The organism is Variovorax sp. CCNWLW235 (genome assembly GCF_037204085.1).
In the GTDB taxonomy this organism is placed as follows: domain Bacteria; phylum Pseudomonadota; class Gammaproteobacteria; order Burkholderiales; family Burkholderiaceae_C; genus Variovorax.
In genome coordinates this window covers 1-23682 of the sequence record NZ_JBBCBW010000018.1, presented here as the reverse complement: position 1 = coordinate 23682, position 23682 = coordinate 1, and the positions used below count along the sequence as shown (strand labels likewise).

At 65.7% G+C, this 23682-nt stretch carries 22 protein-coding genes and 1 pseudogene; 12 read left to right on the top strand and 11 right to left on the bottom strand.

The window, feature by feature from the left end:
- Window positions 1-145: 145 nt before the first annotated feature.
- Complete coding sequence (locus V9L21_RS18895) at window positions 146-379, top strand: CsbD family protein (protein ID WP_337314484.1); 234 nt, start codon at window positions 146-148, stop codon at window positions 377-379.
- Between the two features lie 85 nt (window positions 380-464).
- Window positions 465-872 carry a hypothetical protein gene (locus tag V9L21_RS18890; protein ID WP_258505237.1) on the top strand — a complete coding sequence of 136 codons (408 nt, stop codon included), beginning with the start codon at window positions 465-467 and terminating at the stop codon, window positions 870-872.
- Between the two features lie 67 nt (window positions 873-939).
- Here the strand turns inward: V9L21_RS18890 and V9L21_RS18885 are convergent, their stop codons facing one another.
- Both V9L21_RS18885 and V9L21_RS18880 read right to left on the bottom strand, forming a co-directional pair.
- Window positions 940-1383, bottom strand: a complete 444-nt coding sequence (locus tag V9L21_RS18885; protein WP_337314482.1) for an acyl-CoA thioesterase — start codon at window positions 1381-1383, stop codon at window positions 940-942.
- Window positions 1380-2306, bottom strand: coding sequence for a histone deacetylase family protein (locus V9L21_RS18880; protein ID WP_337314481.1), 927 nt, complete (start codon window positions 2304-2306; stop codon window positions 1380-1382). Before V9L21_RS18880 ends, V9L21_RS18885 begins: the two co-directional genes overlap by 4 nt.
- Before the next feature lie 185 nt (window positions 2307-2491).
- Between V9L21_RS18880 and V9L21_RS18875 the strand changes: the two genes are divergently transcribed.
- Window positions 2492-3043, top strand: coding sequence for a phasin family protein (locus V9L21_RS18875; RefSeq protein ID WP_126747372.1), 552 nt, complete (start codon window positions 2492-2494; stop codon window positions 3041-3043).
- 226 nt (window positions 3044-3269) lie between these two features.
- Window positions 3270-4028 carry a 3-hydroxyacyl-CoA dehydrogenase gene (locus tag V9L21_RS18870; protein WP_337314479.1) on the top strand — a complete coding sequence of 253 codons (759 nt, stop codon included), beginning with the start codon at window positions 3270-3272 and terminating at the stop codon, window positions 4026-4028.
- On the opposite strand, the gene V9L21_RS18865 is transcribed toward V9L21_RS18870, so the two are convergent.
- Window positions 3976-4917, bottom strand: a complete 942-nt coding sequence (locus V9L21_RS18865; protein ID WP_337314477.1) for a YihY/virulence factor BrkB family protein — start codon at window positions 4915-4917, stop codon at window positions 3976-3978. The two genes, V9L21_RS18870 and V9L21_RS18865, sit on opposite strands and share 53 nt — an antisense overlap.
- Before the next feature lie 95 nt (window positions 4918-5012).
- On the opposite strand from V9L21_RS18865, the gene dnaG reads away from it, so the two are divergent.
- From dnaG to sugE, 5 genes are all read left to right on the top strand, one after another.
- The gene (gene dnaG, locus V9L21_RS18860; RefSeq protein WP_337314475.1) at window positions 5013-6998 is read left to right on the top strand and encodes a DNA primase; all 1986 of its coding nucleotides are present in this window, start codon (window positions 5013-5015) and stop codon (window positions 6996-6998) included.
- Between the two features lie 335 nt (window positions 6999-7333).
- Window positions 7334-9688: an RNA polymerase sigma factor RpoD gene (rpoD, locus tag V9L21_RS18855; protein WP_337314473.1), complete on the top strand. Its 2355-nt coding sequence runs from the start codon at window positions 7334-7336 to the stop codon at window positions 9686-9688.
- A gap of 89 nt (window positions 9689-9777) precedes the next feature.
- A complete protein-coding gene (locus V9L21_RS18850; RefSeq protein ID WP_337314471.1) occupies window positions 9778-11013 on the top strand; it encodes a multidrug effflux MFS transporter in 1236 nt (411 codons plus the stop codon).
- Window positions 11014-11017: 4 nt separating this feature from the next.
- The gene (locus V9L21_RS18845) at window positions 11018-12151 is read left to right on the top strand and encodes an HPP family protein (protein WP_337314469.1); all 1134 of its coding nucleotides are present in this window, start codon (window positions 11018-11020) and stop codon (window positions 12149-12151) included.
- Between the two features lie 20 nt (window positions 12152-12171).
- Complete coding sequence (gene sugE / locus V9L21_RS18840; protein ID WP_157613110.1) at window positions 12172-12492, top strand: quaternary ammonium compound efflux SMR transporter SugE; 321 nt, start codon at window positions 12172-12174, stop codon at window positions 12490-12492.
- A gap of 9 nt (window positions 12493-12501) precedes the next feature.
- Here sugE and V9L21_RS18835 read toward each other — a convergent pair whose 3' ends face one another.
- From V9L21_RS18835 to V9L21_RS18825, 3 genes are read right to left on the bottom strand one after another with little or no spacing between them, the layout of a single operon-like run.
- Complete coding sequence (locus V9L21_RS18835) at window positions 12502-13488, bottom strand: tripartite tricarboxylate transporter substrate binding protein (RefSeq protein ID WP_337314467.1); 987 nt, start codon at window positions 13486-13488, stop codon at window positions 12502-12504.
- A gap of 41 nt (window positions 13489-13529) precedes the next feature.
- The gene (locus V9L21_RS18830) at window positions 13530-14744 is read right to left on the bottom strand and encodes a CaiB/BaiF CoA transferase family protein (protein WP_337314465.1); all 1215 of its coding nucleotides are present in this window, start codon (window positions 14742-14744) and stop codon (window positions 13530-13532) included.
- Window positions 14741-15715 (bottom strand): hydroxymethylglutaryl-CoA lyase, encoded by a 975-nt coding sequence (locus V9L21_RS18825; RefSeq protein ID WP_337314463.1) that lies wholly within the window; start codon window positions 15713-15715, stop codon window positions 14741-14743. Before V9L21_RS18825 ends, V9L21_RS18830 begins: the two co-directional genes overlap by 4 nt.
- Window positions 15716-15833: 118 nt before the next feature.
- On the opposite strand from V9L21_RS18825, the gene V9L21_RS18820 reads away from it, so the two are divergent.
- The 3 genes and pseudogenes from V9L21_RS18820 (at window position 15834) to V9L21_RS18810 (ending at window position 18490) form a co-directional block, all read left to right on the top strand.
- Window positions 15834-16736, top strand: a complete 903-nt coding sequence (locus V9L21_RS18820; RefSeq protein WP_337314461.1) for a LysR family transcriptional regulator — start codon at window positions 15834-15836, stop codon at window positions 16734-16736.
- A 135-nt stretch (window positions 16737-16871) separates the two neighbouring features.
- Window positions 16872-17765 (top strand): annotated as a pseudogene (locus V9L21_RS18815) (MBL fold metallo-hydrolase); the annotation flags it as partial.
- Window positions 17759-18490, top strand: a complete 732-nt coding sequence (locus V9L21_RS18810; protein WP_337314460.1) for a DsbA family protein — start codon at window positions 17759-17761, stop codon at window positions 18488-18490. The pseudogene V9L21_RS18815 and the gene V9L21_RS18810, both read left to right, overlap by 7 nt.
- A 21-nt stretch (window positions 18491-18511) precedes the next feature.
- On the opposite strand, the gene V9L21_RS18805 is transcribed toward V9L21_RS18810, so the two are convergent.
- The 5 genes from V9L21_RS18805 to V9L21_RS18785 are packed head-to-tail and all read right to left on the bottom strand — an operon-like array spanning window position 18512 to window position 23557.
- Window positions 18512-20212, bottom strand: a complete 1701-nt coding sequence (locus V9L21_RS18805) for a tannase/feruloyl esterase family alpha/beta hydrolase (RefSeq protein WP_337314457.1) — start codon at window positions 20210-20212, stop codon at window positions 18512-18514.
- Window positions 20213-20245: 33 nt separating this feature from the next.
- Window positions 20246-20950, bottom strand: a complete 705-nt coding sequence (locus V9L21_RS18800; protein ID WP_337314455.1) for an ABC transporter ATP-binding protein — start codon at window positions 20948-20950, stop codon at window positions 20246-20248.
- On the bottom strand, window positions 20943-21704 hold the full coding sequence (locus V9L21_RS18795) for an ABC transporter ATP-binding protein (RefSeq protein ID WP_337314453.1): 762 nt from the start codon (window positions 21702-21704) through the stop codon (window positions 20943-20945). The genes V9L21_RS18800 and V9L21_RS18795 overlap by 8 nt, the downstream gene beginning before the upstream one ends.
- Window positions 21701-22684: a branched-chain amino acid ABC transporter permease gene (locus tag V9L21_RS18790; protein ID WP_337314451.1), complete on the bottom strand. Its 984-nt coding sequence runs from the start codon at window positions 22682-22684 to the stop codon at window positions 21701-21703. The genes V9L21_RS18795 and V9L21_RS18790 overlap by 4 nt, the downstream gene beginning before the upstream one ends.
- Window positions 22685-23557, bottom strand: a complete 873-nt coding sequence (locus V9L21_RS18785; RefSeq protein WP_337314449.1) for a branched-chain amino acid ABC transporter permease — start codon at window positions 23555-23557, stop codon at window positions 22685-22687.
- Between the last annotated feature and the right edge of the window lie 125 nt (window positions 23558-23682).

Sequence of the window (23682 nt, the reverse complement as noted above, 5' to 3'; positions counted from 1 at the left end):
GCGTGCGTTCGATTATCACGGGCAGCGTCGGCTTGTGCCTACGGGGCCTGCACTGCACGTCCTACCGTCAGGGTGAATCGGCCCCGCCACATTTTGTTCACGGCGGCCAACGAGCCCGCCGAATCAACCGTACAAGGAGATTCGCATGAACAAGGACACCATCGAAGGCAACTGGAAACAGCTCAAGGGCAAGGTCAAGGAGCAATGGGGCAAGCTGACCGACGACGACTTCGACGTCATTGCCGGCAAGCGCGACCAGCTCCTCGGCCGCATCCAGGAACGCCACGGCATCAGCCGCGACGAAGCCGAAAGACAGGTCAAGGAATGGGAATCGCGCGACGGCCGCACGCCGGACACCCTCTGGTACGAAAAGTACTGACGCCTGCCGGGCGGCCTGAAGGCTGCCCCGCGCCCTGATTCCTTTCCAACTTCACTTTTCAACTTCAAAAAGAAAGAACACCAAAATGAAAAAACATCTGCTCATGCTCGCTCTCGCCTCGACCTGTTTCATGGCCACGCACGCCAGCGCGATGACCAAGGACGAATACAAGGCCGCCAAGGACAAGATCGAAGCCGACTACAAGTCCGCCAAGGCCCAGTGCGATGCAATGAAGGACAACGCGAAGGACGTCTGCCAGAAGGAAGCCAAGGGCGCGGAAAACGTGGCCAAGGCCGAACTGGAGCAGCAATACAAGCCGAGCGATGCACACGCACGCAAGGTTGCTGAAGAAAAAGTGAAGGCCAAGTACGAAGTCGCAAAGGAAAAGTGCGATGACCAGGCGGGCGATGCCAAGTCTGCCTGCGAGAAGCAGGCCAAGGCCGACGAAGCCCAGGGCAAGGCCGACGTCAAGGCCATGAAGAAGACCATGTAAGCCCGCAGCGGTCCCAAGCGGATCGCGGCAAGAAAAACGGCGCCCTCGGGCGCCGTTTTTCATGGCATCAGGTTTTCAGGGAGTCGACCACGCGCTGCAGCGCCTCGGGCAGCGGCACCGGCCGCTGGGTGGCACGGTCGACATACACATGCACGAAGTGGCCCTGTGCCGCGGCGGTTTCCGCCCCCTCCGCAAAGAGAGCAATTTCGTACCGGACGCTCGACCGGCCCGCCTGGGCCACGCGGATGCCCGCTTCCACCGTTTGCGGAAATGCGATCGGCGCGAAGTAGTTGCATTGCGTCTCGACCACGAAGCCGATGACCTGCCCCTGGTGGATGTCGAGCGCGCCGCGCTCGATCAGCAGCGCATTCACCGCCGTGTCGAACCAGCTGTAGTAGACGACGTTGTTGACATGGCCGTACATGTCGTTGTCGGCCCAGCGCGTGGGGATGCTGCGAAATGCGCGGTAGCCGCTCCGGGAATTCGGCGTGGGTTTGGTGGCGGAGCTCATCGCGCGGCATTTTGCCAGCGGCGCCAGTACTCGAAGGCCACCCTGAAGGTGCCTAGCTGCACCTGCACCGTCTCGGCAATGTCGCTGGCGTAGCCGCCGGCCATGGCAAAGGCCACCGGAATGCGGCGCCGCCAGGTCCAGTCGAACACCCGCCGGTCCCGCGCCTCCAGGCCGTCGAACGTCAGCTTGAGCCGGCCGAGCCGGTCGCGCTCAAAGGGGTCGGCACCCGCCAGGTAGATCACCATGCCGGGCGAAAAGCGCCGGTCCAGTTCGTCCAGCGCATGCTCGAGCGCCGTGAGGTAGTCGGCATCTCCGCAGCCGTCGGGCAGCTCGACGTCCAGGTCGCTCGCCTCCTTGCGGAACGGAAAGTTCTTCTGGCCGTGCAGCGAGAGCGTGAAAACGCTCGGGTCGTTGCGAAAGATGCTCGCCGTGCCGTTGCCCTGGTGCACGTCGAGGTCGATGACCGCCACCTTCAGCTGCCGGCCGCTGCGCCCATGCTCGGCCTGCATCAGCCGCGCGGCTACGGCAGCGTCGTTGAAGACGCAGAATCCCCCGCCCTTGTCGGCATAGGCGTGGTGCGTGCCGCCCGCCATGTTGGCCGCCACGCCGCCGGCAAATGCCGCACGGCAGGCCGCGATGGTCGCCCCCGTGGAGCGGCGGGAACGCTCGACCATCGCCTCGCTCCAGGGAAAGCCGATTTCGCGCATCGCCTGCGGGCTTACGCTGCCGTCGCTGATGGCCGCTATCCACTGCGGGGTATGGGCCAGCGCCAGCTCTCCATCGGTGGCGCGCGGCGCCTGGTCCATGTCCACCCCGGGCAGGTGCTCGAGCAGGCGGTCGCGCAGCAGCGCGTAGCGGGACATCGGAAAGCGGTGGCCGGGCGGCAAAGGCAAGACGAACTGGCCGGAATAGAAGGCGCGCATGGCTGCATTCTGGGGCGCGTGCCGAATTTAGAAAGTGTGTTCTAAATTGCTGCAAAGCAGCAAAACCCCCTTGATCGCAAAGCTGTGCTGCCTATACTTGAGGCCATGCTGCACCGCAACAAAAACAAAGACGACGAGGCAGCGCAACGTGAACCGACCACCATCATCCTTACTGGAGATTCCACATGGCACTGACCGCTGACCAAATCCTCGCCGCCCAAAAAGCAAACCTCGAAACCCTGTTCGGCCTGACCACCAAGGCTTTCGAAGGCGTCGAGAAGCTCGTCGAACTGAACGTGACCGCTTCCAAGGCTGCCCTGGCCGAAGCCGCTGGCACCGCCCAAGCCGCCCTGAACGTCAAGGACGCGCAAGAACTGCTGACGCTGCAAGCCAGCCTGTTCCAGCCCCTGGCCGAAAAGACCGCCGCCTACAGCCGTCATCTGTATGACATCGCCCAAGGCACCGGCGCCGAGTTCACCAAGGCTTTCGAAGCCAAGGCTGCTGAAGCCCAGCAAACCTTTGTCGGCCTGGTCGACAGCGCTTCCAAGAATGCACCCGCCGGCTCGGAAACCGCCGTTGCCGTGCTGAAGAGCGCCGTGGCTGCCGCCAACAACGCTTTCGAATCGGTCCAGAAGGCCGTCAAGCAAGCGTCGGACGTTGCCGAAGCCAACTTCAACGCCGTGTCGTCGCAAGCCGTCGCCGCCGCGAAGACCGCGACCACCGCTCGCAAGCGCTAAGCCGCCGACCACCACCAGTTGTCTCCTTGGGTCCTCACGGATCCAATTCAGGGCCTCATCTCCGGATGAGGCCTTTTTTTTCGAGCACTTTTGCTCGCTCCCAGGCTGCGCGCACTTCGTGTCGCTTCTCCCTCCCCCTATCGGGGGCAACACCAGAGGCCCGGCAGAGCCGGTTCCTCGGTGTTTCTGGCTTGGATAATGCGGGTCTTATTTCAGGAGACTTTCAATGCAGATCGACGGCAAGGTTTTTATCGTGACCGGTGGCGCTTCGGGCCTCGGCGAAGGCACGGCGCGCATGCTGGCGGCCAATGGCGGCAAGGTGGTCATTGCCGACATGCAGGCTGAAAAAGGCGAAGCCGTCGCAAAGGACATCGGCGGGATGTTCGTGAAATGCGACGTGAGCCAGGAAGCCGACGGCCAGGCGGCGGTTGCCGCGGCCCAGAAGCTCGGCAAGCTGGTGGGCCTGGTCAACTGCGCGGGCATTGCGCCGGCCGAGAAGACCGTGGGCAAGAACGGCGCGCACGCGCTGGCCGTGTTCAGCAAGACCGTCACCGTCAACCTGATCGGCAGCTTCAACATGATCCGCCTTGCCGCCGAGGCCATGAGCAAGAACGAGCCCGAAGCCACCGGCGAGCGCGGCGTGCTGATCTCCACCGCATCGGTCGCGGCCTACGACGGGCAGATGGGTCAGGCGGCCTACAGCGCCTCCAAGGGCGGCGTGGTCGGCATGACGCTCCCCATTGCGCGCGACCTGGCGCGCAATGGCATCCGCAACATGACCATCGCCCCCGGCATCTTCGGCACGCCCATGCTCTTCGGCATGCCGCAGGAAGTGCAGGACGCGCTGGCCGCCAGCGTGCCCTTTCCTTCCCGCCTGGGCACGCCGGAGGACTACGCCAAGCTTGCCAGGCACATCATCGAGAACGACATGCTCAACGGCGAGGTGATTCGTCTCGACGGAGCGATTCGACTTCCGCCCCGGTAAGCGGCGGCACCGCCGTGCTGCCGGTGCGGTCCAGGCGCTCGTACTGGGCGATGACCTGGGCCCCCAGCAGCACCAGCGTGGCGGCAATCTCCAGGCTCAGCAGCACCACGATGGCCGTGGTGAGCGAGCCGTAGACCACGTTCACCTGCGAGAGCGTCGAGAAGTACCAGATCAGCACGTGCCGCGTGGCCTCCCACAGCAGCGCGGCCGTCACGCCGCCCAGCAGCGCGTGGCGCAGCGACATGCGGCCGGCCGGCATCACCAGGTAGAGCGAGGTCAGCATGAAGATTTCGCCGCCCAGGCCAAGCAGGTAGAGCAGCAGCCCCGACACGCCCGACAGCGACCAGTTGCGCCCGAAAAGGTCGACGCTCTCCTGCCCCACCAACTGCAGCGCACCCGAAACCAGCGTGACCAGCAGCAGCCCCACGCACAGGCACAGGATGTAGATGTAGGGCATGACGGCCGACACCAGGAAGTGGCGCTTGTGGTCCGCCTTGCGGTGATGAAAGATCACCGCCATTGCACTTTCGAGAATGCTGAAGGCAAGCGAGCTGAAGAAAATCATCGTGACCAACAGCACCGGCCCCATCACGTCCCGGTGGTCGAGAAAGTTCGACAGCTCCGTGACAATGGCCTTCGACTGCCCCGGCAGCAGCCACTCGAGATACCGGCCGATGGTGCGCAGCAATTCGGCCTGCTCGATCACATGCGACATCGCAATCACGCTCACGATGAGCAGCGGCACGATGGAAAGCAGTGCGTAATACGCCACCGCGCCCGCGAGCAGCAGGCCCTGGTTCGCGCGGAATGCCTTGAGCGAGTCCCACACGAATCTAAGGGGGTGGCGCAGCAGCGGCGCAACGTGGTGCAATGGCTTGGGCGTCTTCATGCGTGGAAATCCGGGGCGTTCGTCCGGTGCGGGCAGTATGCCGTCCGGGCGCGGGCGTTCTGCCGCTTGCGTATGATTTGCCGCTCTTCGCCTACATGACCATCCCCGCTTCTTTCATCCAGGAACTCATCGCGCGCGCCGACGTGGTGGAGATCGTCGGGCGCTATGTGCAGCTGAAGAAGGCCGGCGCCAACTTCATGGGCCTGTGCCCGTTCCACGGCGAAAAATCGCCCTCCTTTTCGGTCAGCCCTACCAAGCAGTTCTATCACTGCTTCGGCTGCGGCGTGCACGGCAACGCCATCGGTTTTCTCATGGAGCACGCGGGCATGGGCTTCGTCGAGGCGGTGCACGACCTTGCCGGGCAATACGGACTGCAAGTGCCCGAGGACGACGCCTCGCCCGCCGAACGCGCCCGCGCCGCGAACCAGCGCCAGAAACAGGCCACGCTGACCGACGTGCTCGAAAAGGCCGGCGAGGCCTACCGCAAGGCCTTGCGGCAGGCGCCGGGCGCCATCGAATACCTGAAGGGCCGCGGCGTCTCGGGCGAAGTGGCCAAGCAGTTCGGCATCGGCTATGCGCCGGCCGGCTGGCGCGCCTTGGCCAGCGTGTTTCCGGACTACGACGACCCGCTGCTTGCCGAAAGCGGCCTGGTCATCGTCAACACCGAGGACGGCGCCGAAGACGCCAAGCGCTACGACCGCTTCCGCGACCGCGTGATGTTCCCCATCCGGAACGTCAAGGGCGAATGCATCGGCTTCGGCGGCCGGGTGCTCGGCGACGAAAAGCCCAAATACCTGAACTCCCCCGAAACGCCGGTCTTCAGCAAGGGCCGCGAGCTCTACGGCCTTTACGAGGCGCGCGCCGCCTTCCGCGAGCGCGGCTATGCGCTGGTGACCGAGGGCTACATGGACGTGGTCGCCCTGGCGCAGCTGGGCTTTCCGAATGCGGTGGCCACGCTCGGCACGGCCTGCACCACGGAGCACGTGCAAAAGCTCTTCCGGTTCACCGAATCGGTGGTGTTCAGCTTCGACGGCGATGCGGCCGGCCGGCGGGCCGCGCGCAAGGCGCTCGACGGCGCCCTGCCCTATGCCACCGACGTGCGCAGCATCAAGTTCCTGTTTCTGCCGGCCGAGCACGACCCCGACAGCTTCATCCGCGAATTCGGCGCCGACGCGTTCGCGCGCTTCGTGCAAGAGGCCACGCCGCTCTCGCGCTTCATGATCGAAGCCGCGCGCGAGGGCTGCGACCTCACCACCGCAGAGGGCCGCGCCCACATGAGCAGCAATGCAAGGCCGCTCTGGAGCGCCATGCCCGACGGCGCGCTCAAGCGGCAGATGCTGAGCGAGATCGCGACGCTGGTGCAGTTGGACGCCAATGCCTTGTCGGAGCTCTGGGCCGCCACGCCCGGCCCGCGCAAGGCGGCTGCGGCACCCGCGCCGCGCCACTCTGGCGAGCCGGGCGATCCTTCTTTCGACTACCCCGACATGCCGCTCCCGGCCGAGTACGCGCCGCCCCGCTACGAAAGCGATAGCGGCGGCAAGCCCCGCGGCAAATTCACCAAGGGCAAGCGCTGGGGCGGCAAGTTCGAGGCGCCCATCGAGCCCCTGCGCGGCCGCGGCAAGCCGCCGAGCCGGCCCGACGTGGCGGTGCGGCTGCTGCTGTCGAACATGGCGCAGTGGGAAGCCCTGTCGCACGAGCTCCACGTGATGCTGTGCGACCTGCCCGGCCAGCACGGCGCGCTTTTTACCTGGCTCGACAGCCAGCTGCACGAGCACGGCTTGCAGCCCTGGGCGGCGTTGCGCGAAGGCATGCGCGGGCTCGACTTCGAACCGCTGGCGGAACGGCTCATGAGCGTGTCAGAAGCCGCGCCGGTGCCCGAAGGAGAGGAAGACCAGCACCTGGCTGACGCAGCCAAGGAGCTTTCGAGCGTGCTCGATTTCATGCTCGACGACCGGCTGAAAGCCGAGCAGAGCGAGGCCATTGCCGCCGTCGGCACGGACCCGAAGGCCCTCGAGCGCTACAAGGCCCTGGAAGCCCGAAGGCTCGAATTGCGCGCCCGGCTGAAGCCGTCCGGTGCATAAAGTGCTTGAAATTTGCGCAATAGGCTATAATGTAAGGCTTCGCAACTGGCGAAATTAGGCAAGAGCGACAGCAGCACCTCCGGGCCGACCCCTAGCGCAACGCACTCCAACGGAAAAAATCCGTCGGAAAGGGTCAATAACCGCAAGGACTGCACACCAAATGTTCGCCCGACATCTTGCCTGACGAGGAATTTCTTCCTCTTTCCCATTTGTCCTGTCCGTGCCTGTGCGCGGGCTTTGTGTCTCGTCCGTGCTGTGCACGGGCTGTGGCGGCACTGTCCATGTGGCGGTGCGCCTGTGATTTCGCTTGGTCCATCTTGCTGTAACGAGGTCGTATGCCCAGTTCAAAGAAGCCTGCTCCTTCACTCGCCAAAGGCGTCGCCGCAAAGTCCGTCGCAGAAAAACCGTTGAAAGCTGGCGCTATGCCGGCAACTAAGTCGGGTGCCGCCGCGTCCAAATCGGCAGCCGCAACGAAAGTGAAAACCGTGCCCACGAAATCGACCTCCATCGACGATCCGAAAAAAGCCGCCGCCAAGACGGTTGCCGCCGCCCCTGCCGCCAAGAAAGTCGGCCGCCCGCCCAAGGCCGCCGGCGCTGCCGCGCCCGCCACCGGCGCCAAGCGCGGCCGCAAGCCCAAGGCCGGCAATGACGCCCCCGAGAGCGACATCGACCTGTCGGACATCGAGGAAGACCTGGTCGGCGACGAACCCGCAACCGCAACGACCACCGAGGAAAAGGTCAAGCCGCTGCGCATGAAGATCAGCAAGGCGAAGGAACGCGCCTTGATGAAGGAATTCGGTCTCGACGAGACCGTGCTCTCCGAGGAAGACCTGGCCAAGCGCCGCTCGCGCCTGAAGACCCTGATCACGCTGGGCAAGACCCGCGGCTACCTCACGCACGGCGAAATCTCCGACCACCTGCCCGACAAGCTGGTCGACGCCGAGACCATGGAAGTCGTGGTCACCATGCTCAACGACATGGGCGTGGCGGTTTACGAGCAAACGCCCGACGCCGAAACCCTGCTGCTGAACAACACCGCGCCCACTGCCACCACGGTGGAAGAAGCCGAAGAAGAAGCCGAAGCCGCGCTCTCCACGGTGGACAGCGAATTCGGCCGCACCACCGACCCCGTGCGCATGTACATGCGCGAAATGGGCACGGTCGAGCTGCTGACGCGCGAAGGCGAAATCGAAATCGCCAAGCGCATCGAAGGCGGCCTCATGGCCATGATGGAAGCCATTTCGGCCTCCCCCGCCACCATCGCCGAAATCCTGCGCCTGGCCGCAGACATCCGTGAAGGCAAGGTCGTCATCTCCACCGTGGTGGACGGCTTCTCGAACCCCAACGAGGCCGACGACTACGTTGCCGAAGAAGACTTCGACGAATTCGACGAGGAAGACGACGACGACGGCAAGGGCGGCTCCAAGGCGCTGACCAAGAAGCTCGAAGAACTCAAGCGCGACGCGCTCGAGCGCTTCGACCGCATTGCCGTCATGTTCGAGAAGGTCCACAAGATCTACGACAAGGAAGGCTACGGCACGCCCGCCTACCAGAAGGCCCAGCAGGCCCTGTCGGACGAGCTCATGACCATCCGCTTCACGGCGAAGACCATCGAAAAGCTGTGCGACCTGGTTCGCACGCAGGTCGACGACGTGCGCAAGAAGGAGCGCGAGCTGCGCCGCATCATCGTGGACAAGTGCGGCTTCCCGCAGGACGAGTTCATTCGCGACTTCTCGGGCTACGACAAGAACGGCAACCGCGTGCCGTCGAACCTGCTCAACCTGAAGTGGGTCGAGAAGCAGGCCGCCTCCGGCAAGCCCTGGAGCGCCGTGCTCGCGCGCAACATTCCGCCGGTGCAGGAACTGCAGCAAAAGCTCGCCGACATCCAGTCGCGCGTGGTGGTGCCGCTCACCCAGCTGAAGGAAATCAACAAGCGCATGAACGAGGGCGAATCGTCCTCGCGCGACGCCAAGAAGGAAATGATCGAGGCCAACCTGCGCCTCGTGATCTCCATTGCCAAGAAGTACACCAACCGCGGCCTGCAGTTCCTCGACCTGATCCAGGAAGGCAACATCGGCCTCATGAAGGCGGTCGACAAGTTCGAATACCGCCGCGGCTACAAGTTCTCGACCTACGCCACGTGGTGGATCCGCCAGGCGATTACCCGGTCCATCGCGGATCAGGCTCGAACCATCCGCATTCCGGTGCACATGATCGAGACGATCAACAAGATGAACCGCATCTCGCGCCAGCATCTGCAGGAGTTCGGCTTCGAGCCCGACGCCAGCATCCTGGCAGCGAAGATGGAGATCCCGGAAGACAAGATCCGCAAGATCATGAAGATTGCGAAGGAGCCGATCTCGATGGAAACCCCCATCGGCGACGACGACGATTCGCACCTGGGCGACTTCATCGAGGACAGCAGCAACACGGCCCCCATCGAGGCCGCAATGCAGGCGGGCCTGCGCGACGTGGTCAAGGACATCCTGGACAGCCTCACGCCGCGCGAAGCCAAGGTGCTGCGCATGCGCTTCGGTATTGAAATGAGCACGGACCACACGCTGGAAGAAGTCGGCAAGCAGTTCGACGTGACCCGCGAGCGCATCCGCCAGATCGAGGCCAAGGCCCTGCGCAAGCTCAAGCATCCTTCGCGTTCGGACAAGCTGCGCAGCTTTATTGATACGCTCTAAGCCGGTCTCCCGGTATTTCTCTGACGAGGAGGCGCCCGCAAGGGCGCTTTCTTTTTTGGCCTTCGGATAAGAAAAATGGAGCAAACCTCATGAATCCCGATGCAGACAAGCTCTGGCTGGCCCCGCGCTGGGCGCTTGCCGTGCTGCTCGCAGTGCTGGGCATGCTCGGTCCCTTTTCCATCGACACCTACATTCCGGCCTTCTCGGGCATCGCGCGCTCCATCGGCGCCACGCCGGCCGAAATGCAGCAGACGCTTTCGGCCTACCTGTTCGGCTTCGCGTTCATGAACCTGTTCCACGGCGCGCTGTCGGACAGCTTCGGCCGCCGGCCCGTGGTGCTGTGGGGCCTTGCGGTGTTCACCATTGCGTCGCTGGGCTGCGCGCTGTCGCAGAACATTGCGCAGCTGGTGCTGTTCCGCGGCCTGCAGGGCCTTTCGACCGGCGCGGGCATCGTGGTCTCGCGCGCGGTCATCCGAGACATGTTCCCGCCGGCCGATGCGCAGCGGGTGATGAGCCAGGTGACGATCTACTTCGGCGTGGCGCCGGCCATTGCACCGATCGTCGGCGGCTTTCTATTCGTTCATGCCGGCTGGCATGCGATCTTCTGGTTCCTGGTGGCGGTCGGCGTGATTTTGTTCGTGGCCAACTACAAGCTGCTGCCCGAAACCCTGCACCAGAGCCAGCGCCAGCCGTTCCAGGTGCGCCACCTGATGCGCGGCTACTGGGACCTGTGCTCCGATCCGCGCTTTCTGCTGCTCGCCTTTGCAAGCGGTGTTCCGTTCAACGGCATGTTCCTCTATGTGCTGGCGGCGCCCGCCTTCCTGGGCGATCACCTCGCCCTGGCGCCGACGCAGTTCTTCTGGTTCTTTCTGCTGACCATCGGCGGCATCATGTCCGGCGCGTGGGCCAGCGGCCGCATGGCCGGCAAGGTGGCGCCCAAGCGGCAGATCCGCGACGGCTTTCTGATCATGCTCGTCACATCGCTGGTGAACGTTGCGGCCAATGCGCTGTTCACCGCGCACGCCGCGTGGGCCCTGTGGCCGCTGGCGGTTTTTGCCTTCGGCTGGGCGCTCATGGTGCCCGTCGTTACCCTGCTGGTGCTCGACCTCCATCCGGAGCGGCGCGGCATGGCCTCGTCGCTGCAGGCCGTGATCGGCTCCACCGCCAACGGCCTTGTTGCCGGCGTGGTGGCGCCGCTGGTCATGCATTCCACGCTGGCACTGGCGTTGACCTCGATGCTGATGCTCGGCATCGGCCTGGTCGCCTGGGTCTGGCTGCACGGCCAGTGGCCCGAAATCGGCCGCCGAGTGGCGGCGGAGGTCTGACGCCATGCCGCAGCTTTCCGCTTTGCTGACGCATGCGCGCGCCTGGTTGCCGGGCCGCAATACCGTCGACGTGCGCGAGCGCATGCGCGCCGTGGGCGGGGCGGCAATTGGCCTGCTCATCACCGCGCTGCTGTGCCGCTGGATGGCCGAGGCGGCGGGCATCAGCATCTGGCTGATTGCGCCGATGGGCGCAAGCGCGGTGCTGGTGTTTGCGGTGCCCGCGAGCCCGCTGGCGCAGCCCTGGTCGGTGATCGTGGGCAACACGCTCTCCACGCTGGTGGGCATTGCCTGCGTGCGATGGGTGCCCGATGCGGCCTGGGCCGCGGCGCTGGCCGTCGGCGCGGCCATCGGGCTGATGTTTGCGACGCGCAGCCTGCACCCGCCGGGCGGCGCCGCCGCGCTGCTCGCCGTGCTGACGCACACCACCGATTTTTCCGCGGCGTTGTTCCCCACCCTCGTCAATTCGCTGCTGCTGGTGCTGGCCGGCGTGGCCTACAACACGTTCACCGGCAGGCGTTATCCGCACGTGCAGGTGGCGCGGCCACCGTCGGCGGATGCCCGCTTCAGCCAAGCCGACATCGATGCGGTGCTGGCCCGCTACAACCAGGTGCTGGACATCAGCCGCGACGACCTCGAATCGCTCATCCAGCAGACCGAGCTCGAGTCTTACAAGCGGCGCCTCGGCACGCTGCACTGCGCCGACATCATGTCGCGCGACCCGGTGTCGGTGGAGTTCGGTACGCCGCTGCAGGAGGCCTGGACGCTGATGAACCAGCGCCGCATCAAGGCCCTGCCCGTCATCGACCGCACGCGCCGCGTGGTCGGCATCGTCACGCAGGCCGATTTCTTTCGCATGCTCGACCTCGAACACCACGAAGGCATTGCGGGGCGCCTGCGCGACCTGATACGCGCCACGCGCACCGTGGTGTCGAACAAGCCCGAGGTGGTCGGCCAGATCATGACGCGCCAGGTGCGCGTGGCCAGCGCCGACCGCCCGGTGGTCGACCTGGTGCCGCTGTTCTCCGAGGGCGGCCACCACCATATCCCCATCATCGACCATGAAAGGCGGCTCACCGGCATGATCACGCAGTCGGACTTCGTGCGCGCGCTCTACCGCGCCGTGCGGCCCGAGAACTGAAACCTTTTCAAGGAGCGCACATGGCGTGGGTCGTGTTGTTGGTGGCGGGTCTGCTCGAAATGGGATGGGCCATCGGTCTCAAGTACACCGAAGGATTTACCAGGCTGTGGCCTTCCATCGGCACAGCCATTTCGATGGTGCTGAGCGTGGTGCTGCTGGGCTGGGCGATGCGCTCGCTGCCCGTGGGCACGGCCTATGCGGTGTGGACCGGCATCGGCGCGGTGGGTACGGTCATCCTGGGCATCGTGCTGTTCCACGAGCCTGCCAACGCGGCGCGGCTGATTTGCGTCGGCCTGATCGTCGCAGGCATTCTCGGGCTCAAGATCACGAGCCCGGCCTGAGCCCGCGCTTCACTCCAATACGACGTTCGCCTTTTTCACCAGCGCCGCATAGCGCGCGGCTTCGCTGCGAAAGTAGCTCGCGGCCTGTTCGGGCGAAGTGGGCTTGATGACGTTGCCCTGCTTGTCCATGGCGTCCCGCACCTCTTCGCTCGTGAAAGCCGCGGCCACCGCGGCGTGCGCGCGCTGGATGTCGGCGGCCTGCATCTTGGGCGGGCCGATCACCGCGAACCAGCCTTCGACTGCGTAGTTGGGCAAGCCCTGTTCCGCAATGGTCTGGATGTCCGGCGCAGCCGGCGAGCGCTGCGCGCTGCACAGGCCAATGGCCCGCAGCGCCCCGCTCTTGAGGTGCGGCTGCACCGCGGGCAATGCCACCACGCCCATCTCGACCTGGCCCGCGATCATGTCGGTGACCATGGGGCCGGTGCCCTTGTAGGGAATGTGCCGCGCCTTCACGCCGGCCTCTTCCATGAACATCTCGCCGGCCAGGTGAATGATGGTGCCGTTGCCCGACGAAGCGTAGTTGTAGGTGTCGGGCTTGGCGCGCAGCAGCGCCACCAGTTCCTTCACGTTCTTGGCGGGGAGCTTCGGATTGACCACAAGCACCAGCGGCGTCGCGCCCACCACGCTGATGGGCGTCACGTCCGCGATGGCGTCGAAGGGCATCTTCTTGTACACCGCCGGGTTGATGACGTGGTTGTTCGACACCATGCCGAGCGTGAGCCCGTCGGGCGCGGCCTTGACCACCACCGATGTGCCGGTGATGCCGCCCGCGCCGGGCAGGTTTTCGATCACCACCGGCTGGCCGAAGGCCTTGCCGAGCGCAACCGATGCCGCGCGCGCGATGGCGTCCACGCCCGAACCAGCACTGATCGGCAGGATGAAGCGAATGGGCTTGTCGGAGCCCTGTGCGAGCGCTGGGCAAGCAGCCAGTGCGGCTGCGGAAGCGCCAACACCCAATACGGCGCGGCGGGTCATCGGGGGAAGCATCGTGTGCATGGTCTTGTCTCTCTTTATGGTCTTCGAAGAAAAAATCGCGCTCAGGCGATGGCCAATTCGGCCTGCATTGCAGCCACCTGCGCATCGGCATAGCCGAGTTCGGCCAGCAGCTCACGCGTGTGTTCGCCGAGCGTCGGCGGATCGAGCCGCACGCCCAGTCGCTCGCCGCCCAGCGTGATCGGGAACAACGTGGTCTGCGCGGTTTCTCCTGCGCGCTCGCCGTCGGGCAGGCGGATGTCGGCGAGGCCGCCGGTGGCCTTCAGGTGCGGATCGTCGTAAAGGTCTTCAGGCCGCACGATGGGCGCGAAAGGCAGGCCACGCGCCTCGAAGATCGCCGACAGCTCGGCGGCCGAGCGGTCGGCCAGCCGGCCGCGCAGGTCCGCGAGCAGCTTCGGCCGCACGCGAACCCGGTCGTTGTTGGTGCGCAAGGCGGGGTCGGCCTTCAGGTCGTCGAAGCCGAGCGCATCGCAGAACACCCGCCATTGCGCATCGCTCACCGCGGCCAGAAAGATCTGCTCGCCGTCCTTCACGGTGAACACGTCGTACAGCGCCCAGGCCGAGATGCGCTCGGGCATCGGCGCCGCCGCCTGGCCCGTGATGGCGTACTGCAGCATGTGCTGGCCGACCAGGAACACGTTGTTCTCGAACAGCGCGGACTGCACTTCCTGGCCCTTGCCGGTCTGTATGCGCTGCATGAGCGCGGCCATGGCACCGATGGCGCCGAACATGCCGCCCATGATGTCGTTCACGCTGGTGCCCGCGCGCAGCGGGTCACCGGGCCGCCCCGTCATGTAGGCCAGGCCTCCCATCATCTGCACCACCTCGTCGAGCGCGGTGCGGTGCTCGTAGGGCCCGGGCAGAAAGCCGGTGTGGTTCACGTACACCAGCCGCGGATTGAGCTTGCCGAGCGCCGCGTAGCCGAGCCCGTATTTGTCCATGGTGCCGGGCCTGAAGTTCTGCGCCACCACGTCGGCGGTGGCGCACAGGCGCAGCGCCGCCTCAAGCCCCTGCGGGTGGCGCAGATCGAGCGCGATGCTCTTCTTGTTGCGGTTGAACATCGGGAAGAAACCGGCGCCCGCACCCAGCAGGTGCCGCGTGCGGTCGCCGTCGATCGGCTCGACCTTGATGACCTCGGCGCCCAGATCCGCCAGCACCATGCCGCAGGTCGGCCCCATGACCATGTGCGTGAACTCGACCACGCGAATGCCGGTGAGCGGCAGGCGCTTTTCCTCGGGCTTCGTCGTGGTGTCGCTCATGCCGCGACTCCGGTGCTCGCCGCAAAGGTCTTCGGAAAGCCGGCGCGCCACACCGTACCCTGCAGCGTTTCGCCTTCGAGCCAGCCGGCCACGCGCTCGCGCAAGTCGAGCAGCTTCGGCAGATCGACGCCGGTGCGCACGCCCATGCTCTCGAGCATGAAGACGAGGTCTTCGGTGTCGACATTGCCGCTGGCACCCGGCGCATGCGGGCAACCACCGATGCCGGCCAGGCAGGCGTCGAAGCGTGAAATGCCGACTTCGAGCGTGGCATACACGTTGGCAAGCCCCAGGCCGCGCGTGTCGTGGAAATGGCCGCACCACAAGCGGTCGCCCGCAATGCGCCGCGCGCGTTCGAACAGGCTGCGGACCATGGCCGGATCGGCATAGCCGACGGTGTCTGCCAGGCCCACCCGGTCGGCGCCCGCATCGAGCAGCGCCTGCATCAGGCGCAGCACCTCTTCCGTATCTACATGGCCCTGGATGGTGCAGCCGAAGGCGGTGCCCACGCCGCCCTCGATCATCGTCTTGGAGCCCGCGGCATCGCGCGCGGCGCGGATGCGGGCGACCTCGGCCACCACCTCGTCGGGCGTCTTGCGCAGGTTGGCCAAGCTGTGCGCATGGCTGGCCGACAGCGGCACCATCATCAGGTCGGCCTCGCCCGCAATGGCGAGTTCCGCGCCCCGCAGGTTGGGCACCAGCACCGAAGTGAAAAGCCCCGGCAGCGTCTTGGCGTAGGCCAGCAGCTCGGCCGTGTCCGCCAGTTGCGGCAACAGGCGGGCGGGCACGAAGGAGCCGACTTCGATCTCGCGCTGCCCGGCGGCATGCGCGTCGCGAATCCATTCGAGCTTCTGCGCAGTGGGCAGCGTTCTCGCGATGCTCTGCAGGCCGTCGCGCAGCCCCACTTCGCGGACAACCGCGCTGGGCGGCAAAAAGGCGTGAGCGGCGGGTGCTGCTACCGATGCATCGTTCAAAGGTGTCTCCTTCGTGGTCTGGCGCCGATGTTAGGAGTTCCCATTCGAATCAGAAAATAGATTTTGGAAGCCAATTCGTTCCAAAATGGAATACCACATCTCAAGACCCGGCAACCACATGAGAGACCTCGACCTGACCACCCTCCGCCTCTTCGTCTCCGTGTGCGAAACCCGCAGCATCGCGCGCGCTGGGGAGCAAGCCAGCATCGTCGGCTCGGCCATCAGCAAGCGGCTCGCGCAGCTCGAAGACGCCGTGGGCACGCCGCTGCTGCTGCGCAAGCGCCGTGGCGTGGTGCCTACGCCGGCCGGCGAAACCTTGCTGGAGCATGCGCGCGCGATGCTCGGCAGCGCGCAGCGCATCGAGCGCGACATGGCTGCATATGCAAGCGGAGCGCGGGGGCATGTGCGCATCCTCGCGTCGGCCTCGGTCATGGCCGAATCGCTGGCCGAAGACGTGGCCAACTTTCTGCAGAACCCGGCACACCGCGACATCCGGGTCGACATGGAAGAGCGCGTGAGCCCCGAGATCGTGCGCGGCATTCGCGAGGGCAGCGCATCGATCGGCCTGTGCTGGGACGCAGCCGACCTCGAAGGCCTGCAGCGGCGCAGCTACCGCACCGACCACTTGGCGGTGGTCGCGCACCCGTCACACCCGGCGGCGCGCCGCGGCAAGGTGCGCTTCGAGGATGTGCTCGAGCACGAGTTCGTCGGCATGCCGGCGCTGAGCGCCGTGCAGCTGATGCTCGCGCGCGAAGCCGCCGTCGCCGGCAAGCCGCTGGCCTATCGCGTGCTGGTGAGCAACTTCGACGCCGCGCTGCGCGTGGTGCGCGCCGGCTTGGCGATCAGCGTGGTGCCGGCGGAAGTGGCGCAACCCTTTGCCGACGCCTACGGTCTTCGGCTCATGCCGCTGACCGACGCCTGGGCGCGCCGCCGCTTCGCCATCTGCTTTCGCGGTGAAGAGACGCTGTCGCTGGCGGCGCAGTTGCTCGTGGCGCATCTCGAAAGCTGCGCCACAGACTGATCATCCGGCACCCCATTCGACCGAAAACAGAAACTATTCATTGGCCGAATCGGGATTTTTGTTTCTTTTATAGAAACCTACCATCGGGTCTGTCACGTTGTCACCCATCAAGCCTATTCAACCGAAAGACCCGACATGTTCCGCAGAAGCCTTCTTTCCGCCGCTGCCCTTTCCGCCACGCTGTCCCTCGCCTCGCTCGCAGCCCATGCGGCCGAGCCGCTGAAGCTGGACGTGTACAACCCCGGCGCCAAGTCGATGTTCCCCGTGTCTTCCGAGCTGGTCACCGGCGAGGCCGATGCGGTGCTGATCGACGCGCAGTTCCAGCGCAACGATGCCGAGGCGCTGGTGCAGAAAATCAAGGCCAGCGGCAAGAAGCTGACCACGGTCTACATCAGCCACAGCGATCCCGACTACTACTTCGGCCTCGACGTGATCCAGGCCGCCTTCCCCGACGCGAAGATCGTCGCCACGCCGCAGACCGTCGCCGCCATCCAGGCGTCGAAGGACGGCAAGCTCGCGCACTGGGGCCCGATCCTGAAAGAGAACGCCCCCAAGGCGCTGGTCGTGCCCGAGCCGCTGGCCGGCGACAGCATCGAACTCGAAGGCCGCAAGATCCAGGTGGTGGGCCTCGACGGCCCGACGCCGGCCCGCACCTTTGCGTGGATTCCCTCCATCAAGGCAGTGGTCGGCGGCGTGCCCGTGTCGGCCAACATCCACCTCTGGGTGGCCGACACGCAAACGCCCGAATCGCGCCGCGACTGGATCAAGACGCTCGGCCGCATCGAAGCGCTGCGCCCCAAGACGGTGGTGCCCGGCCACTTCGAACCCAATGCCGATGGATCGATGCCCTACTCTGTGGCTTCGGTGAAGTTCACGCGCAGCTACCTGCAGGCCTTTGAAACCGAAGCCGCCAAGGCCAAGGATTCGGCCGCGCTGGTCGCCGCCATGAAGAAGCGCTACCCCAAGCTGCAGCACGCTTCGTCGCTCGAACTGAGCGCCAAGGTGATCAAGGGAGAAATGAAATGGCCGCAGTGAACGACAACAACAGCACCACGCTGCACTACATCTTCGATCCGATGTGCGGCTGGTGCTATGCGGCCGCACCGCTGGTCGATGCGGCGCGCAGCGTGCCGGGCCTCAAGGTCGAGTTCCACGGCGGCGGCATGATGACCGGCGCCAACCGGCGGCCCATCACCGCGCAGTGGCGCGAGTACGTGATGCCGCACGACCGGCGCATTGCCGAACTCACGGGCCAGCCCTTCGGCGAAGGCTACTTCGAAGGGCTGCTGCGCGACACCGGCGCGGTCATGGATTCCGAGCCGCCGACCACCGCAGTGCTCGCGGCCGAAGCGCTGCGAACGGGTGGCGGCCTCGACATGATCCACCGGCTGCAGCGCGCGCACTATGTCGAAGGCCGGCGCGTCGCCGATATGGGCGAGCTCGCCGCGCTGGCCGCGGAACTTGGCTTCGATGCCGAGGCCTTTGCATCGGCGTTCGCACGACTGTCCGGCGAGGCGACCTCCCGGCATATCGCGGAGAGCCGGCAGCTGCTGCAGCGCGCAGGTGGCCAGGGCTTTCCGACCTTCGTGCTGGCGCAGGCCGATGGCACTGCGAGCCGCATCGACATCGGTCCGTGGCTCGGCCGCGCCGATGAGTGGAAGGCTCAACTGGCCACGCTTGCAGCACCTTCCGGCGCTGCGGCAAAGGCTGGGACCGGCCAGGCATCGTGCGGCCCTGACAGTTGCGCAATCTAGGCCATCACAGCCTTCGCACTGCTACCTGCTGCACTGGAAGCTGCCCGCCTGCGATGCGTCGCCACCCGTGTAGCGCGGCCACAGCGGCCATTCGCACAGCGGGCGGGAACGAACCACCCTGAACGGCGGCTGCACTTCCTGCTCGGCCAGTTGCAGGCCAGCCGGTGCGCGGCCGCGCTCGACCCAGTCGGCCAGTGTGCCGAGCATGTCGACATTGGCCGGCGCGCCGGCGCCCACGTGGTCCACGCCCGGTGCGGTGTAAAGGCGCATGAAGCGGTCGACGTTGTCGCGCCCCATGCGCGCCACCACCGACTCGTAATAGCGAATGCCGGCGAACGGGCTCTGGGCATAGTCGGCCATGTGCTCGAGCATCAGCAGCTTGCCGCCGCGAGCCTGGAACGCACCGAGATCAGGATTGGTCGAATCCATCAGCTGCGACACCGTGGCAATGCGCGCAGCGAAATCTTCCGCGCGGTAGTTGCGCACGTCGAGCGACGGATTGCGCGCATAGAAATACTGCAGCGCCCCGCTGCCGTAGAACCATGCAATGCCGTTGCTCTGTTGCGGCGGCACGGTGGGCGCGGCGGTGCCCGTCCACCACGCGTTCCAGCCGCCCGTGGCTGCAAAGGCCGGCGTGCCTTCGCCTCCGATGCCCCAGCCTGGGTACTCGGCCACCCCATTCGCCAGCGGCACGGGTGAGCGCCATGGGGAGCGCAGCGTGCGCACCGCCTGCACCTGTGCATCGTTCAGGCAGTTGTCTCCGCTGGTGCCGGCGGCGCAGCGCAGGCTGGCGGGATCGAAGCGCTGCAGGCAGGCCACCGGGTTCGACACGATGCCGTCCGCCACACCGTCCGTTGTGTCGCATGACGCGAGCACAGCGTTGTGCACCAGCTGCACCTGTGCGGGCCGCAACCACCCTTCGCCCATGGTGGCAATGCCGTTGCGCGTGCCGGCGTGTTGCAGTCCCGTCCAGTTGATGACCGGCACGCGGCTGAAGATGCCGTCGAAATCCTGCGGATAGCGCTGCGCCATGGTGAGCCCTTCGCGGCCGCCTTCGGAGCTGCCCACGAAGTACAGCTTCTGCGGCGCCTGCCCGTAGGCGCGCTGCATCAGCGCCACCGCCACGTCGCGCACCTTCTTGTACGAGGCGTGCGCAAAATTCACCAGCGCCTCGTCGTTGAGCGCAAAGGCCTGCGGCGGCTGGCCCTGCACGTTCTGGTGGCCGGAATCGGTGCCGTAGGTCACATAGCCTTGCGCGAGCGGCGTGGGCTGCTCGAAGCGCGCGCCCGGCACCAGCGCAAGGCCGGTGATCAGCACGCCGTTGAAACCGCCGCCGCCGTATTGCACGCTGCGCCCGTTCCACACGAGCGGCAGGTTGACCTGGAACAGGATGGGCGGCGCCGCCGCATCGAGCGGCGCAATGCGGCCGAGCACCTTGCAGTGCGCGGGCGTCGGCGGCGTGATGCGCGCCGCAGGGGTCGGCCCACGCTCCGCCACCGCAAGCGCGGCGGCGGGAACGAGGGTGGCCGAGTCGATCGTCGCCGCGCCGCTCGGCAGGCCGATGGCCACGGGCGCCACCGGGGCGACGAGCGCCGCGCAAGATGCCGCAGGATTGCCGCCGAGCGACAGGCTCTGCGGCCCTGTGGTGGTGCCGCAGGCAGCCAGCAAGATGGCGGAGGCCAGCATGGCGCCCCCGCAAAATACTTTCTTCGGGGTCGCCATTTGTGTGTGTCTCCTTCTTGTTTGCCGGGACAGTTACCGGGCCACGCCCAGCAATCTTTCAAGCACCTGCGGCTGGCTGCGCAATGCCGCCGCGCTGTCGGTGTGCACGATGGTGCCGTGGTCGAGCACCACCGCGTGGTCGGAAATCGCGAGGATCGCCTGCGGGTGCTGTTCCACGATGATGGCCGCCAAGCCCTCGTCCTGCGTGATGCGGCGGATGGCGCGCAACAGCTCTTCCACGATGATCGGCGCGAGGCCTTCGAGCGGCTCGTCGAGCAGCAGCAGCCGGGGGTTGAGCACCAGCGCGCGACCGACGGCGAGCATCTGCTGCTCGCCGCCCGAAAGCTGCGTGCCGAGGTTGGTCTTGCGCTCGGCCAGGCGCGGGAACATCTCGTAGACGCGCTGCGGGTTCCACTTTCCGGGGCGCTCCACCGCGGTGAGGTTTTCATGCACCGTGAGCGACTTGAAGATGTTGCGCTCCTGCGGTACCCAGCCAATGCCAGCCGCCGCACGCTGATGCGGCGCGAGCTTGTGCAGGGCTTGCCCGCGGAGCGTGATGGTTCCGCCATGTTGTCGGGTGGCCCCTGCCAGCGTGTTGATCAACGTGGTCTTTCCTGTGCCGTTGCGCCCCAGCAGCGCCAGCGTTTGCCCTTCGCCCAGCGAAAAGGCAACGTCGTGCAGCACCACGGCCTCGCCGTAGCCGGCGCTCAGGTTCTCGATGCGCAGCAACTCAGACATGGGCACCCTCTCCATGGCCCAGATAGACCTCTTTCACCTTCGGATCGTTGGCGATGGTTTCGGGGTCGCCCTCGGTCAGCAGCGCGCCGTTCACCAGCACCGTCATGCGGTCGGCAAAGCTGAATACCAGGTCCATGTCGTGCTCGATCAGCAACACCGACACATCGGCCGGCAGTGCGGCAACGGTTTCAAGCAACTCTTCGCGCTCGCCGGCGGGCACGCCCGCCACGGGTTCGTCGAGCAGCAGCACACGCGGTTCGCAGGCCAGCGCAATCGCAATCTCGAGCAGGCGGCGCTTGCCGTAGGCCATGAATTTCGTCTGCTGCCGGGCCACGTCGCCGAGGTGAAACTGCTCCAGCAACTGCGCCGCGCGTTCGGTCACGGCCTTGGTGGAGCCCAGCGGGCGCCACCATTGCGACGAGATACCTTGATGCTGCGACACGACGAGCGCCAGCGTTTCGAGCGGCGTCATCGAATCGAACAGCTGGTTGATCTGGAAGGTGCGCACCAGCCCGCGCGCCACCCGCTTGTGCGGCGCCAGCGTGGTGATGTCTTCGCCGAGCAGCGAGATGCGGCCTTCGGTAGGCACGAGCACGCCGGTCAGCAGGTTGATGAGCGTGGTCTTGCCGGCACCGTTGGGGCCGATCAGCGCATGGCGCGCACCGCGCTTGAGCTCCATGGTGACATTGTTGGTGGCCGTGATGCCGCCAAAGCGCATCACCAGCCCCTGGGTCGAAAGCACGGTGTCGGTCATGCGCCGCTCCCTTTTCTCTTGCCCAGCCAGCTCCACGGCTTGAGCACGCGGTCGCGCCCCACCAGAACCAGCAACACCAGCAGCAGGCCGATCCAGAACATCCAGTACTGCGGCGTCACGGCCGAGAGCCAGTTCTGCAGCAGCTTGAAGACGATGGCACCCGCCACGCCGCCATAGAGCCAGCCCACGCCGCCGATCACCAGCATGAGCAGCACGTCGGCCGATCGGTCGAAAGCCAGCACATCGAGCGAGGCAAAGCCGGTGGTCTGCGCCAGCAGCGCGCCCGCCGCACCAGCAATGCCGGCCGCCACGGTATAGATGACCACGAGCCGCGACACCACCGGAATGCCGATGGCCATGGCGCGCAGCCGGTTGTCGCGAATCGCCTTCAGTGTGGCGCCGAAGGGCGAGTGCACGATGCGGCGCATCACGAGGAACAGCAGAAGCATCACGGCCAGCGAATACCAGGCCGCCGTGCGGCCGTACAGGTCGAATTCGAACAGGCCGAGCACCGGCCCCATCACCACGCCCTGCAGCCCGTCGGCACCGCCGGTGAGCCAGTCGAGCTTGTTGGCAAGCTCGAGCAGCAGCAGCGCGGTGCCGAGCGTGACCATGAGCCGCGTGAGGTCGCTGCCGCGCAGGATCGTCACGCTGGCCACGAGCCCGAGCATGGCCGAGAGCACGGTAGCCACCACCAGCCCCACGGTCGGATCAGGCATCACGAGCTTGGCGAAGAGCGCGGCGGCGTAGGCGCCAAAGCCGAAGAAGGCGGCATGGCCGAGCGACACGATGCCCGTGTAGCCGAGGATCAGATCGAGCGACATCGCGAACAGCGCAACGATGGCAATCTCGTTGACCAGCAGCGAATGCGAAGGCATGACGAACGGCAGCGCAAACGCCACTGCCCACACCACGAATTCGAGCGGACGCCAGCGCGCCTTGTGCAACAGGGCCGACTGGTAGGTTGAAGGCTCGTTCATTCAGCGGCCTCCCTTGCGCGTGAACAAGCCCTGGGGCCGCCACATCAATATCAAGATCATGAGCAGGTAAACGGTGAACGCGCCCATCTTGGGAATGAAATACTTGCCCGCCACGTCGGCAATGCCAAGCAGTAGCGCAGCCGCGAGCGGCCCGGTGATCGACGAGGTGCCACCGACCGACACCACGATCAGAAAATAGATCATGTACTTGAGCGGAAAGGTCGGATCGAGGCCGAGGATTTCCGCGCCCAGTGCACCGCCGAGCCCTGCAAGGCCTGAGCCGACTGCAAAGGTCAGCAGGAACACAACATTGACATTGATGCCCAGACCCGAAGCAACGCGCGGGTCATCCACGGCCGCGCGCAAGCGGCTGCCGAAGCGGGTCTTCGAAAGAACGAGCTGAAGCACCACGGTGAGCACGGCGCATACGGCAATGATGAAGAGCCGGTAGTGCCCCATGCCAAGCAGCAGCGCACCATCACCAATTTCTGTACGGCCGCGCAGCCATTCGGGCAACTGGATGTTCTGCTGCGACGAGCCGACGAAGTAATCGATGGCCGCCACGGCCATGAAGGCTAGGCCGATGGAGAACAGCACCTGGTCGAGGTGCGGCTTGCCGTACATGGGCCGGTAGAGCGTTCGCTCGAGCAATGCGCCCGCCAGAGCCACGACGATGAATGCAAGCGGCAGGCAGGCCAGGAACGGCACGCCGAGTTTCTGCATCGCAAACACGGTGAGGTACCCGCCGGCCATGGCGAATGCACCGTGGGCCAGGTTGATGAAGTTCATCAGCCCGAGCGTCACGGCCAAGCCTACCGCGAGCACGAAGAGCAGCATGCCGTAGGCGATACCGTCGAAAAGAATGGTCAACATGTCATTTTTTCCGCCACGTTTTTGCGCGGCTGGCTTTCTGGGCGCTGTTGTTCAGGGCTTGTGCAAAGGCCACCGGGTACTCCCCTCCGCGAATGTCCCCCGCCTTCGGCTCCTCCTTTATTTCG

Excerpts from the sequence above, each read along its gene's own strand:
- V9L21_RS18895 (WP_337314484.1), top strand. The coding sequence starts at position 146 with ATGAACAAGGACACCATCGAAGGCAACTGGAAACAGCTCAAGGGCAAG.
- V9L21_RS18890 (WP_258505237.1), top strand. The coding sequence starts at position 465 with ATGAAAAAACATCTGCTCATGCTCGCTCTCGCCTCGACCTGTTTCATG.
- V9L21_RS18885 (WP_337314482.1), bottom strand. The coding sequence starts at position 1,383 with ATGAGCTCCGCCACCAAACCCACGCCGAATTCCCGGAGCGGCTACCGC.
- V9L21_RS18880 (WP_337314481.1), bottom strand. The coding sequence starts at position 2,306 with ATGCGCGCCTTCTATTCCGGCCAGTTCGTCTTGCCTTTGCCGCCCGGC.
- V9L21_RS18875 (WP_126747372.1), top strand. The coding sequence starts at position 2,492 with ATGGCACTGACCGCTGACCAAATCCTCGCCGCCCAAAAAGCAAACCTC.
- V9L21_RS18870 (WP_337314479.1), top strand. The coding sequence starts at position 3,270 with ATGCAGATCGACGGCAAGGTTTTTATCGTGACCGGTGGCGCTTCGGGC.
- V9L21_RS18865 (WP_337314477.1), bottom strand. The coding sequence starts at position 4,917 with ATGAAGACGCCCAAGCCATTGCACCACGTTGCGCCGCTGCTGCGCCAC.
- dnaG (WP_337314475.1), top strand. The coding sequence starts at position 5,013 with ATGACCATCCCCGCTTCTTTCATCCAGGAACTCATCGCGCGCGCCGAC.
- rpoD (WP_337314473.1), top strand. The coding sequence starts at position 7,334 with ATGCCCAGTTCAAAGAAGCCTGCTCCTTCACTCGCCAAAGGCGTCGCC.
- V9L21_RS18850 (WP_337314471.1), top strand. The coding sequence starts at position 9,778 with ATGAATCCCGATGCAGACAAGCTCTGGCTGGCCCCGCGCTGGGCGCTT.
- V9L21_RS18845 (WP_337314469.1), top strand. The coding sequence starts at position 11,018 with ATGCCGCAGCTTTCCGCTTTGCTGACGCATGCGCGCGCCTGGTTGCCG.
- sugE (WP_157613110.1), top strand. The coding sequence starts at position 12,172 with ATGGCGTGGGTCGTGTTGTTGGTGGCGGGTCTGCTCGAAATGGGATGG.
- V9L21_RS18835 (WP_337314467.1), bottom strand. The coding sequence starts at position 13,488 with ATGCACACGATGCTTCCCCCGATGACCCGCCGCGCCGTATTGGGTGTT.
- V9L21_RS18830 (WP_337314465.1), bottom strand. The coding sequence starts at position 14,744 with ATGAGCGACACCACGACGAAGCCCGAGGAAAAGCGCCTGCCGCTCACC.
- V9L21_RS18820 (WP_337314461.1), top strand. The coding sequence starts at position 15,834 with ATGAGAGACCTCGACCTGACCACCCTCCGCCTCTTCGTCTCCGTGTGC.
- V9L21_RS18810 (WP_337314460.1), top strand. The coding sequence starts at position 17,759 with ATGGCCGCAGTGAACGACAACAACAGCACCACGCTGCACTACATCTTC.
- V9L21_RS18805 (WP_337314457.1), bottom strand. The coding sequence starts at position 20,212 with ATGGCGACCCCGAAGAAAGTATTTTGCGGGGGCGCCATGCTGGCCTCC.
- V9L21_RS18800 (WP_337314455.1), bottom strand. The coding sequence starts at position 20,950 with ATGTCTGAGTTGCTGCGCATCGAGAACCTGAGCGCCGGCTACGGCGAG.
- V9L21_RS18795 (WP_337314453.1), bottom strand. The coding sequence starts at position 21,704 with ATGACCGACACCGTGCTTTCGACCCAGGGGCTGGTGATGCGCTTTGGC.
- V9L21_RS18790 (WP_337314451.1), bottom strand. The coding sequence starts at position 22,684 with ATGAACGAGCCTTCAACCTACCAGTCGGCCCTGTTGCACAAGGCGCGC.
- V9L21_RS18785 (WP_337314449.1), bottom strand. The coding sequence starts at position 23,557 with ATGTTGACCATTCTTTTCGACGGTATCGCCTACGGCATGCTGCTCTTC.